This window comes from Pseudomonas sp. 14P_5.3_Bac1, from assembly GCF_025466135.1.
Classification (GTDB): Bacteria; Pseudomonadota; Gammaproteobacteria; order Pseudomonadales; family Pseudomonadaceae; genus Aquipseudomonas.
The window spans coordinates 1-17,768 of the sequence record NZ_JANLOF010000009.1 but is presented as its reverse complement, the minus strand read 5'-3'; the positions used below and the strand labels follow the sequence as shown (position 1 = coordinate 17,768).

Here is a 17,768-nt window from a genome sequence, read left to right as displayed (position 1 = left end):
ACACTCCTCTTGTTATTAGTACTGCCGGGCCTTGGCCAGGCGTTCATTGAGTTGTTTGGCCACCGCGTCAGTGCGCGCGCTGGTCGAGACCTGCGCCACCCCGACCCGCCACCACGACAGGTATTTGTGGATCATGGTCTTGGGCAGAACCTTGATATCGATCAGCGTCGACACCGTTTGCGTACGTGCATCGGCCAACGCCGCCTGCAACTGTTCCACCGTGCTGACCTTGTAGGTCTTGCAGCCATAGGCCGCCGCACTCATGGCGAAATCCACCGGCACAAAAGCGCCGTCGAGCTTGCCGGTCTCCGGGTTGCGAAAGCGAAACTCGGTGCCGAAGCTGTCCATGCCGTGTTCCATCTGCAGGTTGTTGATGCAGCCGAAAGTCATGTTGTCGAGCAGCACCACGTTGATCTTGCGCCGCTCCTGGATCGAGGTGGCCAGCTCCGAGTGCAGCATCATGTAGGAGCCGTCACCCACCAGCGCATAGACCTCGCGCGCCGGCTCGGCGAGCTTCACGCCCAGGGCCGCGTTGACCTCGTAGCCCATGCACGAATAGCCATACTCGACGTGGTAGGTGTTGACGCCCTTGCTGCGCCAGCTGCGCTGCAAGTCGCCCGGCAAGCTGCCGGCGGCGGCAACGATGATGGCGTCGTCGGCCAGGGTGTCGTTGAGCACGCCGAGCACGCGGCTTTGGGTCAGGCAGGAACCGGTCAGCTCGATAAACTCGCGCAGCACGGCCGGGTCCATGTGGTCGTTGATTTCCGGGACGAAATTGTCCGTCTGGTAGTCAGCCTGGTAGATGCGGTCCACCTCGGCATCCAGCTGCGCCTTGGCGTCGCGCGGCTGATCCGCCCAGTCGGAACGGTAGTCACCCAAGGCATCCGCCAACGCCTCCAGGCCCACCCTGGCATCCGCCAGCAGTTGCACGCCGTCCAGTTTCAGGGCATCGCACGGACTGATATTGAGGTTGAGAAACTTGACCTCAGGGTGCTTGAACAGCGACTTCGACGCGGTGGTGAAGTCGGTGTAGCGCGTGCCGATACCGATGATCAGGTCCGCTTCCGGGGCCAGCAGGTTTGCCGCCAGGCACCCGGTTTCGCCGAGACCGCCCAGGTTCAGCGGATGGCTTGACACCACCGCGCTCTTGCCTGCCTGGGTTTCAGCGAAGGGGATATCAAAGCGTTCGGCAAACGCTTGCAGCGCGGCATTCGCGCCGGCGTATTTGACCCCGCCGCCGCAGATGATCAGCGGTTTTCGCTTGCCTCGAAAGGCGGCCAACGCATCGCCGATCATCGCTTCAGTCGGCGGCCGGCGTTCGATACGGTGCACACGTTTTTGCAGGAAGTAGTCGGGATAGTCCCAGGCTTCAGCCTGTACATCCTGCGGCAGGGCCAACGTGACGGCGCCGGTTTCCGCGGGGTCAGTGAGCACGCGCATCGCATGGATCGCAGCGGTCATCAGTTGCTCGGGGCGGTTGATGCGGTCCCAGTACTTGCTCACGGAGCGGAAGGCATCGTTGGTGCTGATGCTCAAATCGTGAAACTGCTCGATCTGCTGCAGCACCGGGTCGGGCTGGCGGCTGGCATAGACATCGCCGGGCAACAGCAGCAACGGAATACGGTTGGCCGTGGCGGTGGCGGCGGCGGTAATCATATTTGCCGCGCCCGGCCCCACCGACGAGGTGCACGCGTAGATCTTGCGGCGCAGGTGCTGCTTGGCAAACCCGATGGCGGCGTGGGCCATGCCTTGCTCATTGCGGCCCTGATGCACCACCAGATCGCCGCTGTCCTGCTCCAGCGCCTGACCCAGCCCCAACACGTTGCCGTGGCCAAAAATGGTAAAAATCCCGGCGACAAACTTGCTCTGCACGCCATCGACTTCGATGTACTGGTTATCCAGAAACTTCACCAGGGCCTGGGCCATGGTCAATCTTGTTGTGGTCATCACTTGCACCTTGAGTGAATGCAGATCCATTGTTCAACACAGATCTAATGTGGGAGCAGGCAAGCCAGCTCCCACAGGTTGATTGGCGTCAGGTCCGGGGGTTTTGTAGATGGGCGATGCTCGCCCCCAATGCCTGCTGGATATCCGCCAGCGCATGCACGCTTTCGGCAAACGGCTCGAACGACAGATAACCGCCGTAGCCGGTGCTGAGCAAGGTGTCGATCTGCGCCGCATTGCCGAGGATATCGCCCTCGCCCACCAGCACGCGGTGGCCGTCGCGAATGGCATTGAGCGGTGCGTCGCGATCCTCGACGCCGGAGATATGCACCAGGCCGGTCAGCTGCGGGAAGAATTCCTGTTCGCCAGCCAGGTGATGGTGAAAGGTGTCGTGCACCAGGCGGAACACATCCAGGCCGCCAATCGCCTGGATCGCATCCACGGCCACACGCTTGCGGCGCAGCGCGCATTCTTCAAAACCCAGCGGCTCGATGAAACCGAGAATCTTGTACTCGCGCAGGATCGGCGCCAACTCGCTCAACGCCGTGCGCAAACCGGCCGCGCGTTGGGCTTCGTTGCGGGTATCGCCGCGCTCGTTCAGCGGGCACATCACCAGGCCTTGCGCACCGCACTCACGCGCATAGGCGGCGAGTTTGATCGCCTGGGCACGGCGCTCGTCATTCCACACATCAAACGGGTACAGCGCGTTGATCGACAGCACCGTGATGCCCTGCACCGCGCACAATTCGCGCACGCGGCTGGCGGGTGTGCCGAATTCGATTTCGTGGCCTTTGAGGTCGTTGCGAATCTCGATGGCATCGCACTTGAGGGCCGCCGCCAACTGGATGAAATCCGGCAGGGACAGGTCGGGCGCGACCATGCGGTTAAGGGCAAAACGTAGCGGCGACTTCATTGTTGTTGTTCTCCGTTCAAACCGGTCAGAGGTCCAGCAGCCAGCTGTGCTGCGGGTCGTTATGGAAATGCCAGGCGCGCTTGGGGCCGGCCATCACGTTCAAGTAATACGACTCGTAGCCATACGGCACGCTAACCGGGTGATACCCCTTGGGCACCACTACCAAGTCGCTGTTTTCCACGGCCATGGCCTGGTCGATGCTGCGATCGTCGGTGTACACGCGCTGAAACACGAAGCCCTGGGGCGGGTTGATCTGGTGGTAGTAGGTCTCTTCGAGAAAGCTCTGGTGCGGCAGGTCGTCAGTGTCGTGCTTGTGCGGCGGATAGCTGGACGAGTGCCCGGACGGCGTGCGCACTTCCACCACCAGCAGCGAATGGGCCGGCTCGCTGTCGGGCAGGATGTCGCACACATACCGGGTGTTGGCGCCCTTACCGCGCACGCTGCGCTTGCACTGTTCAGGGCGAATCAGGCGCGGCTCAAAACCTGGGGCACCGGGTGCGGCGCACACGGCGATTTGCACATCGCTCAACGCGGTCACCTGCGCATCGGTGCCGGGCGGCAGGTAGGCGGCGAAGGGCGATTTATCTTCGAACACCGACTGACGATCCCCCAGGTTCTGCCAGTTGAAGCCCTCGCCTTGGATATTCACCCGGCCGCTGAGCAGCACCAGGCACAGCTCCTGATCACCGGCGGTGACCGGCAACGTCTCACCCAGGCTCAGGCGGTAGGCGGCAAAGCCTACGTACTCCAGGCGCCCTTCTTCCAAGGCAACCATGGTTTGCCCGCGTTTGCTGCTCTTGACCAACAAGCTCATCACTTAAGTCCTCTCGCTGAGAAGCGTGCGCAACGTGTCGTAGCCCTTTTTCGCGTAGATATAGCTGGGCGCCACGGCCGGGTCCTGCTCGGCTTCCACCACCAGCCAGCCCTCGTACTTGGCCGCCAACAGCACGTCGAGCAACTCGGCAAAGTCGATATCGCCGTCACCGGGCACGGTGAAGGTGCCGTTGACGATGCAGTCGGGAAAGCTCCACATCTGGTTGCGCGCCAGTTGCACCACCGGTTTGCGCACGTCCTTGAAATGCACGTGGCAGACGCGCTCGATGTGTTTGCGCAGCACCTCGACAGGCTCGCCGCCGCCCATGTAGCAGTGGCCCGAATCGAACAGCAGGCCGACTTCCGGGCCGGTGCGGCGCATCAACTGGTCAATGTCGTCGGGGGATTCGACGTAGGCGCCCATGTGGTGGTGATAGGCCAGGCGCACGCCCTGGGACAGAGTGAAACGCGCCAGCTCGGTGAGTTTGTCGGCGTACGCCTGCCAGGCGTGTTCGCTGTGAAAACGCGGACGTTCGATCAGGCGCACCCTGGCGCCCTGAATCGAATCGGCGACTTCGCCGTAGACCAGCACCTTGGCGCCGTTGAGTTTGAGCAGCTCCACGTGACCGGCGATGGCCTCGATTTCTTGCGCCACCGAACGCCGTGCCAGGCGGCTGGAATACCAGCCGGAGACCAGCGCCAGGCCATAAGGGCGCAGCACGTCGCCGACGCCTTGGGCGTCCTTGGGGAATTTGCCGTTGAGTTCAAAACCTTCGTAGCCGATCTCCTTGCCTTCGCCCAGGGCGGTGCTCAAGGGCGTTTCACCGCCCAGGGCCGGCAGGTCGTCGTTGCTCCAGGAGATCGGGTTGATGCCAATTCGGATTGCGGGCATGGCTGCACCTTTTGTTTTTATCTGACTTAAGCCTGGTGAGGTTTGCTTTGTGTGGGAGCTGGCTTGCCTGCGATGGCATCAGCCCGGCGTATCTGATGGACCGAGTTGTCTGCATCGCAGGCAAGCCAGCTCCCACATTTGAGCGTGTTTAACTTCTAGCACTGCGCCAGGCGTTGATGAGCTGTTCGAAGGTGCCCTGCACCTGCTCGATCAGCGTGTGATCATCAATCTCCCCCGCCATCCATGCGCGGCTCGGTTCCTGGAAGATCGTACGGCCCACCGCAAACCCTCGGCAGGTGCTGCTTTGGCTGGCTTGCCGGAAGCCATCGGCGAGGCATTCGGCCGAAGCGTTCAGGCCCAGCAGCACCACGCCACGGCAGTACGGGTCGCGCTCCTGGATCAGTTCGTCGAGTTTTTTCCAGTCCTGCGCCGACTGCGCCTCGATCTTCCACCACGCCGGGTAGATGCCCAGGTTGTACAGGCGCTTGAGGCTGCGATAGAGCACGTCGGGATAGGTGGACGGGTGATCCTTGGGCGGGATGACTTCCAGCAGCAGCTCATGGCCGCTGACCAGCGAGGCCTCGTACACCGCCTTCAGTTGCGCTTCCTGTTCCAGGCGCAGCATCGGCTCGTCATCAGGGTGGTATTGCACCAGGCACTTGATGATTTGCTCCTGGGGCCAGGCAATCAGGTTGCTGCCCACCGAGCGCCCGTGTTCAAACGCCAGCGGCCGCGAGTTCTGCACCTCCACCGGGCGCGCGATCCACCAGCCGCGACCGCTGGCGGCGTTGAGCGCGTCCTGGCCGAAACGCTGGTCGGCCAACAGGCCCACGTCGGCTTCGACGCCCTGCTCGCGCAGCTTGGCTTCGACGCGTTCGATGGCTTGGATAAACAGCTGCTTGATGGCGCTGATACGCGTCGGGTCCTGGCCGCCTTTTTGCGCCAGGTCCACCAGTTGCCAGCGATGGTCGAAGGCAAACACGAACAGCTGCTTCCAGGCTTTGCGCGGCACAGTGACACGGTGCAGGCGCTGCAGGGTGACGTCTTGATCGGGCCGGGTGATGGGCACCGGGCTGTTGAACAGGTAATCCAGCTCGGCAGGCGTGGGCATGGCCGGCGCGCAGGCGTGGCGGGAAACCACCAGACCGCCACAGGCGTTGGCCAACTGGCTGCAACGCTCGTCGCTGGCATCGTTGATCCAGCCGCTGAGGAAGCCCGACATGAACGCATCGCCAGCGCCCAGCACATTGAGCACCTCGACGCGCACGCCGGGGTAGATGGCGCCGTCTTCCAGCCGCGCGGGGATCGCGCCGTGGATCACCGTGCAGCCCTGCGGGCCGAGCTTGACCACCAGGGTGGCCGGGGTCAGGTCACGCACAGTGCGCAGCGCGGTGAGCAAATCTTCACTGCCGCCGGCGATCAGAAACTCTTCTTCGGTGCCGACGATCAGGTCAAAACGCGGCAGGATTTTCTGCACATGCTGGCTGACGTTCTGGTCGGCGACAAACCGGGTCTCGCCGTCGGCCTTGCCCGCCAGGCCCCACAGCACCGGGCGGTAGTCGATATCGAGCACGCGCTTGACGTTGTGTTTGGCTGCGTAGTCCAGGGCCTGGATGCTGGCCTTGTAGACGCCATCGGTGGAGAAATGCGTGCCGGTGATCAGCAGGGCTTTGCTGGAGGCAATAAAGGCCTCGCTGATGTCTTCGGCGCGCAGGGCCATGTCGGCGCAGTTTTCGCGGTAAAACACCAGCGGGAAGGTTTCGCGGTCCTTGAGGCCCAGCAGCACCAGCGCGGTGAGGCGTTCCGGGTCGACCTTGATGCCACTGACATCGCAGCCTTCGCGGGCCAGGGACTCCACCAGGAAGCGGCCCATGTGGTCGTCGCCCACCCGGCTCAACATCGCCGATTTAAGCCCCAACCGTGCGGTGCCGAAGGCGATATTGGCGGAGGACCCGCCGAGGTACTTGGCGAAGCTGGACACGTCCTCAAGTCGCGCACCCACTTGCTGTGCGTAGAGGTCGACGCCCAGGCGTCCGAGGCAAATCAGATCCAATTGACGCCCACTGGCAAAACGAGTCTGGCCCATGCTGGCTCCTGTTATTTTTATCAGCCTGCGTGGTGCCGCCGTGGTGGCGGCACACGCTCTTGGTGAAAGCAGACTAGAACGTCCGACGGCCGCAATCAATATTTATTCCATAATTATTTTTAGTGGAATATTTTTTCCAATAAGCCAGCATAATGGCCTGCCAGCCCTCCTGCATCGTTTCAGCAGGCCACGGCCACCGTGATGCCGGGGTATTTTTTTGCGCCTACCCTGTAGACTTGCGCCCACCCATCAGCGCATCAGAAGAACACGCCAGAAGGATTGCCCATGTCCCGCACCGATCCCGAGACCACCCTGGAAGAGACTATTGCCAGCCCTCCGATCAATGCCGAGCGCCTGTTGCAGCTGGTCACCGACGAATACGAAAGCCTGCCACGCCAGCTCAAACGCATCGCCAGCTACATGAGCCAGCAAAGCGACCGGATCATGGTCGACCGCATCAGCGACATCGCCCGCGAGTGCGAAGTGCACCCTTCGGCCATCGTGCGGTTCTCCCAGCGGTTCGGTTTCAGTGGTTTCAGTGAGATGCAGGCGCTGTTTCGCGAGGCCTACACCCACAAGACCACGCCGGTGCAGAACTACCAGCAACGCATCCGCAGCATGATCGCCAACAAGTCGCAAAAGGCCAGCGGCGGCGACCTGGCGCGCGAATGCGTGAACGCCACCCTCTCCGGCATCGAGCGCCTGGGGCTGGAACTCGATGATGTGGCCTTCGAGAAAGCCGTGGACCTGGTGGTCAATGCCGACAATATCTACGTGGTCGGCGTGCGCCGCTCCTTCGCGGTGGCCGATTACCTGGTCTATAACCTGCAGCACACCAACAAGCGCATTCACTTGATTTCCGGTTTGGGCGGCAGTTACCGCGAGCAGATGCGCAGCGTGCGTGCCAATGACCTGGTGATCGCCATCAGCTTTACGCCGTATGGCAAAGAGACTCAGCATTGCCTGCGCATTGCCCAGCATCATCAGGCCAAGACCTTGATCATCACCGACAGCAACCTGTCGCCCCTGGCCAAACGGGCGAACGCGGTGCTGTTGGTGAATGAAGGGTCGTCGTTTGCGTTTCGCTCGCTGAGCGCCACCTTGTGCCTGTGCCAGGCATTGTTTATTGCGGTGGCGTATCGGTTGGAACTGAAGGTGGATGAGATTCATGAACAGGTGGGGTTCGACGACTGATCTTCTGGTACTGAAGATCCGCTGTGGGCGCGGGCTTGTTCTGGTGAGCCGGTTTATTGTGGCGAGCGGGCTTGTTGTGGCGAGCGGGCTTGCCCCGCGTTGGGGCGCGAAGCGGCCCTGAAACCTGACGCCACGGTCTATCAATGAGCGCGCGGCGGCCTTATTGGGGCTGCTTCGCAGCCCAACGCGGGGCAAGCCCGCTCGCCACGACAGACCGGCTCACCACAACAAGCTTGCTTGCCACAGCAAGCCCGCTGGCCACGACAATCATTGGCGCGGCGATGCGGCTCATGCCTTCGGTGATGGCCGCCAGCAGGTCACCGTCCTTGCGCTCAGCCCAGGCGTTTTTCAGGTAGAGCACAGCATGACCAGGATTAAACGCAGGAAGACGACTCATGGGGCGCGGGTTAAGCCGCCGTTAATAATTGCGTGAGCACTCGGCCGTGATAGCGAATCTGCGCCAGGGTCAGCGCGGTGTAGCCGATGATCACCGCCGGCGGCAAGCTCGCCGCGACGCAGAACTTGCCCAGTGGCTGCAAGGTCAGCCCGGCGGCGGCGGCGCGGGTGCAGAATTCGCTTTCCTCGACACCGCTTGGCAGCCACAGCACAAAGTGCAACCCGGCTTGCTGGCCGCTCACCGGGCATTCATCCGGCAGACAGGCGAGCAGCGCATCGCGACGCGCCTGATAAGCCTGGCGCGAAGCCCGCAGGTGCCGCACAAACGCGCCGCTGGCGAGAAACTCCACCAGCCCCGACTGATCCGTCGCGCCCACCGAATGCCCGGTGAGTTGCAGGGTGCGCAGCAACGCGGGGCGCACCGCCTTGGGCACCACCATGAACCCCACGCGCAGGCCCGGGAACAGGTTCTTGTTGAAGCTGCCGCAGTAGACCACCCGGTCGCCGGAATCCAGGGATTTGAGCGCCGCCAGTGGCGCGCTGTTGTAGTTGTATTCGCTGTCGTAGTCGTCTTCGACCACCCAGGCGTCGGCGCGGGCGGCCCAATCCAGCAGCGCCAGGCGGCGTGAAACCGACAGGGTCATGCCCAGCGGCGCCTGGTGCGCCGGTGTCACATAGGCCAGGCGCGCCGTGTCGGGGAGTTGCGCGGTATCAAGACCTTCGGCTGTCACCGGGACCGGCACCACCTGCGCACCGGCCAGGCTGAACAGGCGGCGTGCCGGTGTGTAACCGGGGTCTTCCACGCACGCGGTGTCACCGGGTTTGAGCAGCGTGCGCGCGATCAGGTCCAGGCCATGGCGAATGCCGGTGGTGACAACGATTTCGTCCGCCTCGCAGTGCATGCCGCGATAACTGCGCACGTAGTCGGCGATCTGTTCACGCAACGCGGGCAAGCCGGCCGGGTGGGCGGCCTCCAATACGCCTGGCCCCGCAGACAGCAAGCCTCGGGAGATGCACCGCGCCCAGGTTTTCAGGTCGAACAGGCTCGCGTCCGGGCGCCGCGCGACAAAAGGGACGTGGCTTTGCACGCCCGCGTCGGGCTGATCCGGTATGGCCGCGCGGCGTGGACTTGCGCTGGGCGCCGGCGCCGCAATGAATTGCTCGGGGATCACCGCGCTGACGCGCGTGCCCGAACCCGCCACGCGCTGCACGTAACCTTCACTGTGCAAGCGCTCAAACGCCGCTTCAAGCGTGCCACGCGACACCAGCCAGCGTTCGGCCAGGCTGCGGGTAGACGGCAAGCGGCTGCCGGCGGGCAATTGCCGATTCAGGATGGCGGCGCGCAATGCGTCGTAGGCGCCCTGCTGCTTGCCGGCGTCCAGGCTATCGGGGCGCGGCAGGTCCAGGTGGGAGGCGGCTTTTCCTCGGCTCATAGTGGTCCATTCATAAGAGGCACAAGTGGCCCTGAGGATTAAACCACATACCCGCTAGAGTTCGAACTCTACTCCCTGCGAAGAAGCTTCCCATGACGCAACGCGCCCTCTCCTCCGGGTTCTGGCTGGTGCTGCTGACCGTACTCATCGGCCTGCCACGTATCACCCTGGACATGCACCTGCCAGCCCTGCCCGCGATGGCCGACGACTTCCACGCCAGCGACAGCCAGTTGCAGCTGACCCTCACGCTGTACGCCCTGGGCTCTGCCATTTCCTTGCTGGTCAGCGGCCCGCTGACCGACCGCTTCGGGCGCCGCCCGGTGCTGCTGAGCGGGCTGTTGGTGTACGCGGTCGCCACCGTGGCCTGCGCGCTGGCCGACAGCATTGGTGTGCTGATCGTCGCCCGCCTGTTCCAGGCCTTGGGCGGTTGCTGCACCACGGTCATCGGTCGGGTGATCGTGCGCGATTACTTTGACCGTCATGAACAGGCGCGCCTGCTTGGCCTGATCTCCATGGCCATGGCGATTTCGCCGATGGCCGCACCGGTGCTGGGCAGCCTGATGCTGCCGTTCATCCATTGGCGCGGCCTGTTTATCGTATTGGCCGTGATCGGCGTGACGCTGTGCCTGGTGGTGCTTCGCCGGCTGCCGGAAACCCGTCCACCGGAAGTCGCCGCCGCGCCGCCGAGCAACCTGTTGCGCCTCTACGGCCAGCTGTTGCGCGACCGTTATTTCCTGCGGTACTCCCTGGCAATCGGCTGCGTGTACAGCACGTATTTCCCTTTTATCAGCGAGTCGTCGGCTCTGCTGCAACGCGGCTTTCACTTGTCGGCCGCGGCCTACGCGCTGGTGTTTGCCGCGACGATCAGTGGCTACATGCTCGGCGCCAACCTGTTCCGTCGACTGGTGCTGCGCGTTGAAGCCGATCAGTTGATCAGTGCCGCCATCGCCTTGAATGTGCTGGGCTGCGTGATGCTCGCCGGGGCCACGGTCGCCCTGCCCCAGGCCTGGCTGGCGATTGTGCTGCCGATGGTGGTGATCATGGTGTCGGTGGGGATGGTGATTCCGGCCTGCCAGCTGTCGGTGTTGCAGCCTTACGGCGCGATTGCCGGGACCGCGTCGGGATTGTTCTTCTTTATCCAGATGTTCCTGACGGCCGTGAGCAGTTGGGCCACCGGGATGCTGTCGGACGGCACCTCGCAACCCTTGGTGATCATGACGTCAGTGGCCAGCACATTGCTGGTCGCAGGTTGGCGGGCCTTGCAACAAAAAGCCGCGCCTGTGGGTCAGGCGCGGCTTGGGTGAAGCGCGATCAGGATCAGTGCATGAAGATCGCGATCAGAATGATGAGCGGGATAGGCACACCGAGGAACCAAAGCAGTAATGAGCGCATGTTGTTCTCCTTGATTAACGAACGTAGTTTTCAGTTTCGACGTACACCACGGCGTCACGACGACGACCGCCGAAGGTGGCAGCGAAACTGGCAAAGAAGGCACCGATCAACAGCGCAATGAAGGTCCACAGCGAGGTGTAGGCAGCCACTTTGGCGGCAGTGTCAGCAGCTTGCTTGGCTTTGACCTTGGCGTCTTCGATGGCTTTGCGGGCATCGCCGTACACCTTGTCGATCCGCGCTTCGGCGTCAGCCTGGCTGAGGTTGGTGCGCTGGCTGATCAACTGAGCCAGGTAAGTACGGTCTTCAGGGGCCAGTTGGCCGTCGTTGCTCAGGGTGCGGGTGAAGATGCGCGCTACAACGCCATGTACGGCGTCATCGCTGACGGCGGCTGGGCGATCATCGCGAAACAGGCTGTCGACGTAGTAGTCAAAGTCGCCGCTGTTGGCGCCTTTGGCTGCACTGCCGGCTGCCTGAGTCAGACCACTGGCGGCGCTCGAGGCGACACCGGCGCCGGCTTTAACGCCGCCGCTGACCACACTGCTTACCGAGCCGACGACCAGCACTGCGGTCACCAGCGTAGCGACTGCCCAAGCGAGGAAACCGTGGGCGGTGTCGCGAAAGTACACTTCGTCACCGTGCATGTTGGCCCACTTCACACGCAAGCGGCCGGCAATGTAGCCGCCCAGGCCCGATGCGACGATCTGGGTGAACGCCAGCCAGACAATCGTGGAAATGCCAAGCCCCTTGGCGCTGATACCGCTGTCGGCCCACGGCGACACCGCCGAAAAGCCCAGGCCGAAGCCCAGCAGCACGAGGATCAGCGACAGTGCGGCCGCCGCAGCGGCCCCGGCGAAAATCGCCCCCCAGGAAACCCCAGAGTGCGAGCTCGATTCTTGCAGCGTGGATGACGATGTGATCATTGTTGTTTTGCTCCCGGCAGGAAAAATAGTGTTACAACTCTCAAAAGGGACAGTGCAGGCACCATGCCAGCCGAGCGAAAAAATAAATCCCTTATATTTCAACAAGATACAAAAATTGAACTAACTTAAACCATGCAAGTTGCAAGAAATGATCGAAAACAGCGTGCTTTATGCAATCCCCCAACGCCCACGGCCCGTGTGGACGCTGGCCGGCATGAAAGTTGTGTCAGTTTTGCCAAGATGAAGTTTAATTTAGGAAGCGTTCAGGCATTTCTTGGCAAAATGCCCCCACTTCTAGTGTGAATCGCTCACCAGGTAATCCTATGACCCGTATTTTGACCATCGAGGATGACGCCGTTACAGCCCGCGAGATCGTCGCCGAGCTGAGTAGCCATGGACTGGATGTAGATTGGGTGGACAACGGCCGTGAAGGCCTGGTCCGCGCTGTGAGTGGTGACTACGATCTGATCACCCTCGACCGTATGCTGCCGGAACTCGATGGCCTGGCCATCGTCACGACCCTGCGCACCATTGGCGTGTCGACGCCGATCCTGATGATCAGCGCCCTTTCCGATGTTGACGAGCGAGTACGCGGCCTGCGGGCCGGCGGCGATGACTACCTGACCAAGCCGTTTGCGTCCGACGAAATGGCCGCCCGCGTCGAAGTGCTGCTGCGGCGCAAAAGCACGGTCAAGGAGTTCGAAACCGCCCTGCGCGTGGCCGACCTCGAACTGAACCTGATCAGCCGCGAAGCCAGCCGCGCCGAACAGCCGCTGAGCCTGCTGCCCACCGAATACAAACTGCTCGAATTCCTGATGCGCAACACCGGGCAGATCCTGTCGCGCATGATGATCTTCGAAGAAGTCTGGGGTTATCACTTCGACCCGGGCACCAACCTGATCGACGTGCACATCGGTCGCCTGCGCAAAAAAATCGACCCGCCGGGCCTCACGCCGCTGATCCGCACGGTACGAGGTTCCGGTTATGTCATTGCTGAACCCCTCTAAAGGCTGGCGCTCCTCCAGCAGCCGCTTGCTGGCGCTTTACAGTTCGCTGTTCGTGGCCTGGAGCTGCATCCTCATGGGGGTACTGTATTACGAGGTGTCGGGTTACCTGGGTGATCTGTCGCGTCACTCGCTGATGCAGCGTCAGCACCTGTTTCAACGCTTCGACGGTGAAGAACTGGTGGAAGCCCTGACCACCAGCATGACCTTTGACATGAAAGGCGTGGACGCCTACGGCCTGTTCGATGAGCAATTTCGCCCCTTGAGCGGGCCGATCCGCGCAGTGCCACCGGACCTGCCGCTGGACGGCAAGATCCACGCCCTGGCCAACTGTGTCGACTCTGACGACCCGAAACTGCCCAAGGACAGCTGCGATGCGGTGGCCACTCACACCGAAGACGGCCGCTGGCTGGTACTCGTGCGCGCCAACGGTTCGCTGTTTGGCGTAACCCGGATCATCTGGCATGCGCTGCTGTGGGCACTCTCCCTGACGATTATCCCCGGTGCTGCCGGTTGGCATTTGTTACGCCGTCGCCCGCTGCGGCGCATTCGCGGGATTCAGGCCAGTGCCGAGGCCATCGTCGCCGGTGACCTGACGCACCGCCTGCCGTTGTCTGACCGACGCGACGAATTGGACATGCTCGCCGCCATCGTCAACGCCATGCTCGACCGCATCGAGAAGTTGATGAACGAGGTCAAGGGCGTGTGCGACAACATCGCCCACGACCTGCGCACGCCGCTGACGCGCTTGCGCGCGCAGCTCTACCGCATCAAACAAGAGGCAGAGGAAAACTCCGTCTACGCGGTGAAACTGGACGATGCGATTGCCGAAACCGATACGCTGATGGCGCGCTTTCGCGGGCTGTTGCGCATCTCGGAGCTGGAAGACCACCAGCGCCGTTCGGGTTTCCTGGTCATGGACCCGCTGCCGCTGTTGCGCGAACTGCATGACTTTTACCTGCCGCTGGCGGAAGAAGGCGAATTGCAGCTGCGCCTCGAAGTGCCCGACTCGCTGCCGTGGATTACCGGCGACCGCGCACTGTTGTTCGAAGCCTTGGCCAACCTGTTGAGCAACTCGATCAAGTTCTCGCCACCCAATGGTGAAGTGATCCTGCGTGGCGTCAATGATGCCGGCAGCACGCGGATCGAAGTGCACGACTCAGGCCCGGGCATCCCGGCTGCGGAGCGCGACGCGGTGTTCCAGCGCTTCTATCGCGTGGATGAAAGCGACCAGCAAGGCGGGTTCGGGTTGGGCTTGTCGATTGTCGCGGCGATCATCAACCTGCATGGGTTCAAGTTGGAAGTCGGCAACAGCCGATGCGGGGGCGCATGCCTGCTGCTGGAGTGTCGGCAGCAATTGATGCCCGAATAGTCAAAACACCCCAAAACAGTGTGGGAGCTGGCTTGCCGGCGATGGCGATGTATCAAGCAATTTGTTCATTGCCTGACACTCCGCCATCGCAGGCAAGCCAGCTCCCACATTGGACTTTCGGTGCCTGGAAGGTCAGGCCGGGAAGTTGGCGCGCAGCGCCTCAAGCCCGCCGCTGTACACGCCGGCGAACAACTCCTCCACCGCCGCATCCGTGGTCCCCGCCGCCGGGGTGAACACGCCGGACCACGTCACTTTCGCCGACGCATCGGTCAACGCCTCAACCTGCAACGTCGCCAGGTAAGCACTCACCGGAAACGGCGACTGCTCGATGGTGTAGCTGTAAGTGCGTGCCACGTTATCAAAGCTCTGCAAGCGCTCGACCACCACACCGCCGTCCGCGGTTTGCAAGTGACGCACACGCCCGCCGTCGCTCGCCTCGCTTTTGACGATAAACGCCAGCCAATCGGGCAGCGCGTTAAAGCCGCCAATCAATTGCCAGACCTGATCGGCCGAAACCGGAACCTCAATCACCGAAGAAGCTGTCGCCACAATAAATACTCCAAAAAAATTACAAGAATTCAGATCGCCATGCTGTCGACAACACCACCGTCGACGCGCAATGCGGCGCCCGTGGTGGCAGCAGACAAGGGTGAAGCAATGTACGCCACCAGGTTGGCCACTTCATCCACATTTGCCGCGCGCTGGATGATCGACGTGGGCCGCGCATTGCGCACAAACACGTCCGCCTCTTCCCGCGCACTGCGCCCGGACTTGGCGGTGGCGTCTTTGAGCATCTGCTCCAGGCCGTCGGTAAAGGTCGGCCCCGGCAGCACCGCATTGACCGTCACACCGGTGCCGGCCAGACGCTTCGCCAAACCATGGGAGACCGCCAGGTTGGCACTTTTGGTCACGCCGTAGTTGATCATGTCCGCCGGCGTTGCCACCCCGGACTCCGAGGACAGGAAGATCACCCGCCCCCAGCCCTGCTCAACCATGCCCGGCACATAATGCCGCGCCAGGCGCACGCCAGAGATCACATTGACCTCGTAGAAGCGCGTCCATTCGCTGTCCGGTGCGTCGAAGAAATCCACATCGTTGAAGATGCCCAGGTTGTTGACCAGGATGTCGGCGCGCGGTTCGGCCGCAAAGAGTTTCTCTGCGCCTTGCGCTGTGCCGAGGTCCGCCACCAGCCCGCGCAGATCCGCGCCCGGCACAGCCTGACGAATGCTCGCCAGGGCGTCGTCAACCTTGCCCGCTTCCCGCCCGATCACCACCACAGTGGCGCCGGATTGCGCCAGGGCCTGGCTGATGCCCAGGCCGATCCCGGCAGTGCTGCCGCTGACGATGGCTACTTTGCCGCTTACATCGATTTTCATCTGAGAACTCCTGAAGTTAGCGCGGCAGCGGTGCGCTGGCCGACATCAACTGTGCGTCGCGCAAGGCCTGCCAGAAGGCTGCCGGAATCTTCTCTGACAGCGCCGCGACGTCTTCGGCAATCCGCCCCGGACGACTGGCACCCGGAATCACGGCGGCCACCGCCGGGTGGGCCAGGGAGAACTGCAGCGCTGCGGCTTTCACGCTCACGCCAAACGCCTGGGCAATCGCCTTGATCTGCTCGACCTTGCTGATAATCGCCGGGCTGGCCTTCTGGTATTCGAAGTGCGCACCGCCCGCCAGGATGCCCGAGCTGTAAGGCCCACCGACGACGATTTCGACGTTCTGCGCCAGCGCGGCATCCATCAGGCGTTGCAGGGCACGCTCGTGGTCCAGCAGGGTGTAGCGGCCGGCGAGCAGGAAACCGTCGGGCTGCGCTTCGGTCAGGTCCAGCGTCAGTTCGCACGGCTCGACGCGGTTCACGCCCAGGCCCCAGGCCTTGATCACGCCTTCTTCACGCAGACGGGTCAGCACTTTGAAGGCACCGGTGCGGGCCTGGTTGAAGTAGTCCAGCCACTGGTCGCCGTAGAAATCCTGGGCGATGTCGTGAATCCACACGATGTCCAGACGGTCGGTCTGCAGGCGCTTCAGGCTGTCTTCGATAGAGCGCAGCGTGGCGTCGGCGCTGTAGTCGTTGAGCATCTTGTTCGGGCGGCCATGTTCGAACACACCGCTTTTTTCGCCGAGGTCGCGGGCGCTTTCTTCGACTTCGTCGAGAATCACGCGGCCAACTTTGGTGCTGAGCACGAAGTCATCGCGGTTGTACTGCGACAAGGCTTGGCCCAGGCGGATTTCCGACAACCCCGAGCCGTAGAACGGCGCGGTGTCGAAGTAACGCACGCCGCTGTTCCAGGCGGCCTCGACGGTGGCCTGGGCTTCGTCTTCGGGAATGGCGCGGAACATGTTGCCCAGCGGTGCAGTGCCAAAGCCCAGTTGGCCAGGCAGTGTGTCTTTCAAGCTCATGGTGGTTCCTCAATCGGGTTCAGGGTCGCTGTGACCGTTGAGCCGATCCTAGATTGCGTAGATCGGACCGTCCAAGACATACTGCGACCAACTTGAGTCCTGCGAGGTCTTACATGATTGATCTGCGCCAACTGCGCTATTTCGAAGTGGTTGCCGAAGAAGAACACGTCGGCCGCGCCGCCGAGCGTTTGCACATCTCCCAGTCGCCTTTGAGCCGGCAAATCGCCCAGCTCGAAGAGCGTTTGGGCCTGACCCTGTTCGAACGCAGCCAGCAGCGCATCCGCCTGACGCGCGACGGCCAGACGTTTCTGGCCGAAACCAAGGCGCTGCTGACCCACGCCAATCGCCTGGAGTCCCTGGGCAAACGCCTGGGTCGCGGTGAAGAAGGCGGCCTGTGCATCGGCTATATCGAAAACGCGATGCATGCCGGCGTGCTGCCCAACGCCTTGCGCGTGTTGAGAGACGACCGCCCCACCGTGCACATCAAGCTGTACAACTTGCCGTCGCTCGAACAGCTCGAAGGCCTGCGCCAGCGCAGCCTGGATATCGCCCTGGTCAGCGAACCACCGGCCGCCGATGACCCGGACCTGACCGCGCTGCAAGTGCTGGACGACCCCATGCTGCTGGCCCTGCCTGAGCATCATCCGCTGGCCAAACACAACGAACTGCTGCCCGAACACCTGGCCGATCAGGAATGGATTGGCGTGCAACGCAAAGCCGGCGCCCACCCGGCTGATGACTTTGTCGCGGCCTGCATCCGGGCCGGTTTTACCCCGCAAATCCCGATGGAAGCCAGCGAACCGTTCACCGCGTTGGGCCTGGTGGCCTCGGGCTTGGGCGTGGCGATGGTGCAAAAAGGCTTGAGCCGCAATGCCCCGCCCGGCGTGGTGCTGCGTGAGCTGCCGTGGCTGACCTACACCACACCGTTGTGGGCGGCGTGGCATCGGATCAATCTGCGCCCGCTGGTGGAAACCTTCCGCAAAGTGCTCACCGAACCCCAAGGCTGATGGAG

The 17,768-nt window shown here is 62.6% G+C and carries 17 protein-coding genes; 6 read left to right on the top strand and 11 right to left on the bottom strand.

The window, feature by feature from the left end:
• Positions 1 to 15: 15 nt before the first annotated feature.
• The 5 genes from iolD to iolC form a co-directional block, all read right to left on the bottom strand.
• Entirely contained in the window at positions 16 to 1,947 is a 1,932-nt protein-coding gene (gene iolD / locus NTD89_RS02230) for a 3D-(3,5/4)-trihydroxycyclohexane-1,2-dione acylhydrolase (decyclizing) (RefSeq protein ID WP_262206315.1), read from the bottom strand.
• Positions 1,948 to 2,035: 88 nt separating this feature from the next.
• Positions 2,036 to 2,857 carry a TIM barrel protein gene (locus tag NTD89_RS02225; RefSeq protein ID WP_262206314.1) on the bottom strand — a complete coding sequence of 274 codons (822 nt, stop codon included), beginning with the start codon at positions 2,855 to 2,857 and terminating at the stop codon, positions 2,036 to 2,038.
• Positions 2,858 to 2,882: 25 nt separating this feature from the next.
• The gene (iolB, locus tag NTD89_RS02220; RefSeq protein ID WP_145164612.1) at positions 2,883 to 3,671 is read right to left on the bottom strand and encodes a 5-deoxy-glucuronate isomerase; all 789 of its coding nucleotides are present in this window, start codon (positions 3,669 to 3,671) and stop codon (positions 2,883 to 2,885) included.
• 3 nt (positions 3,672 to 3,674) lie between these two features.
• Positions 3,675 to 4,562, bottom strand: coding sequence for a myo-inosose-2 dehydratase (gene iolE, locus NTD89_RS02215; RefSeq protein WP_262206313.1), 888 nt, complete (start codon positions 4,560 to 4,562; stop codon positions 3,675 to 3,677).
• 148 nt (positions 4,563 to 4,710) lie between these two features.
• Positions 4,711 to 6,648: a bifunctional 5-dehydro-2-deoxygluconokinase/5-dehydro-2-deoxyphosphogluconate aldolase gene (gene iolC, locus NTD89_RS02210; protein ID WP_262206312.1), complete on the bottom strand. Its 1,938-nt coding sequence runs from the start codon at positions 6,646 to 6,648 to the stop codon at positions 4,711 to 4,713.
• Between iolC and NTD89_RS02205 the strand changes: the two genes are divergently transcribed.
• Together NTD89_RS02205 and NTD89_RS02200 are read left to right on the top strand one after the other, a co-directional pair.
• Positions 6,647 to 6,850 (top strand): hypothetical protein, encoded by a 204-nt coding sequence (locus tag NTD89_RS02205; RefSeq protein ID WP_262206311.1) that lies wholly within the window; start codon positions 6,647 to 6,649, stop codon positions 6,848 to 6,850. The two genes, iolC and NTD89_RS02205, sit on opposite strands and share 2 nt — an antisense overlap.
• 83 nt (positions 6,851 to 6,933) lie before the next feature.
• On the top strand, positions 6,934 to 7,842 hold the full coding sequence (locus tag NTD89_RS02200) for a MurR/RpiR family transcriptional regulator (protein ID WP_262206310.1): 909 nt from the start codon (positions 6,934 to 6,936) through the stop codon (positions 7,840 to 7,842).
• A 160-nt stretch (positions 7,843 to 8,002) separates the two neighbouring features.
• Here NTD89_RS02200 and NTD89_RS02195 read toward each other — a convergent pair whose 3' ends face one another.
• Together NTD89_RS02195 and NTD89_RS02190 are read right to left on the bottom strand one after the other, a co-directional pair.
• Positions 8,003 to 8,203, bottom strand: a complete 201-nt coding sequence (locus NTD89_RS02195) for a hypothetical protein (protein WP_242197538.1) — start codon at positions 8,201 to 8,203, stop codon at positions 8,003 to 8,005.
• Between the two features lie 46 nt (positions 8,204 to 8,249).
• Positions 8,250 to 9,671 (bottom strand): PLP-dependent aminotransferase family protein, encoded by a 1,422-nt coding sequence (locus NTD89_RS02190; RefSeq protein ID WP_262206309.1) that lies wholly within the window; start codon positions 9,669 to 9,671, stop codon positions 8,250 to 8,252.
• A gap of 92 nt (positions 9,672 to 9,763) precedes the next feature.
• Here NTD89_RS02190 and NTD89_RS02185 point away from each other — a divergent pair, with 92 nt between their 5' ends.
• Entirely contained in the window at positions 9,764 to 10,975 is a 1,212-nt protein-coding gene (locus NTD89_RS02185; protein WP_262206307.1) for a multidrug effflux MFS transporter, read from the top strand.
• Between the two features lie 102 nt (positions 10,976 to 11,077).
• Here the strand turns inward: NTD89_RS02185 and NTD89_RS02180 are convergent, their stop codons facing one another.
• Positions 11,078 to 11,983 carry a hypothetical protein gene (locus NTD89_RS02180; protein WP_106580301.1) on the bottom strand — a complete coding sequence of 302 codons (906 nt, stop codon included), beginning with the start codon at positions 11,981 to 11,983 and terminating at the stop codon, positions 11,078 to 11,080.
• A 323-nt stretch (positions 11,984 to 12,306) separates the two neighbouring features.
• Between NTD89_RS02180 and NTD89_RS02175 the strand changes: the two genes are divergently transcribed.
• Together NTD89_RS02175 and NTD89_RS02170 are read left to right on the top strand one after the other, a co-directional pair.
• The gene (locus NTD89_RS02175) at positions 12,307 to 12,990 is read left to right on the top strand and encodes a response regulator transcription factor (RefSeq protein WP_003219726.1); all 684 of its coding nucleotides are present in this window, start codon (positions 12,307 to 12,309) and stop codon (positions 12,988 to 12,990) included.
• On the top strand, positions 12,968 to 14,359 hold the full coding sequence (locus tag NTD89_RS02170) for a sensor histidine kinase (RefSeq protein WP_145164627.1): 1,392 nt from the start codon (positions 12,968 to 12,970) through the stop codon (positions 14,357 to 14,359). The genes NTD89_RS02175 and NTD89_RS02170 overlap by 23 nt, the downstream gene beginning before the upstream one ends.
• Positions 14,360 to 14,491: 132 nt before the next feature.
• On the opposite strand, the gene NTD89_RS02165 is transcribed toward NTD89_RS02170, so the two are convergent.
• The 3 genes from NTD89_RS02165 to NTD89_RS02155 are packed head-to-tail and all read right to left on the bottom strand — an operon-like array spanning position 14,492 to position 16,756.
• Positions 14,492 to 14,908: an SRPBCC family protein gene (locus NTD89_RS02165; RefSeq protein WP_262206304.1), complete on the bottom strand. Its 417-nt coding sequence runs from the start codon at positions 14,906 to 14,908 to the stop codon at positions 14,492 to 14,494.
• A 29-nt stretch (positions 14,909 to 14,937) separates the two neighbouring features.
• The gene (locus tag NTD89_RS02160; RefSeq protein ID WP_242197557.1) at positions 14,938 to 15,735 is read right to left on the bottom strand and encodes an SDR family NAD(P)-dependent oxidoreductase; all 798 of its coding nucleotides are present in this window, start codon (positions 15,733 to 15,735) and stop codon (positions 14,938 to 14,940) included.
• 16 nt (positions 15,736 to 15,751) lie between these two features.
• Entirely contained in the window at positions 15,752 to 16,756 is a 1,005-nt protein-coding gene (locus NTD89_RS02155) for an aldo/keto reductase (protein WP_262206303.1), read from the bottom strand.
• A 113-nt stretch (positions 16,757 to 16,869) separates the two neighbouring features.
• Here NTD89_RS02155 and NTD89_RS02150 point away from each other — a divergent pair, with 113 nt between their 5' ends.
• On the top strand, positions 16,870 to 17,763 hold the full coding sequence (locus tag NTD89_RS02150) for a LysR substrate-binding domain-containing protein (protein WP_145164635.1): 894 nt from the start codon (positions 16,870 to 16,872) through the stop codon (positions 17,761 to 17,763).
• The last annotated feature ends 5 nt before the right edge of the window (positions 17,764 to 17,768 follow it).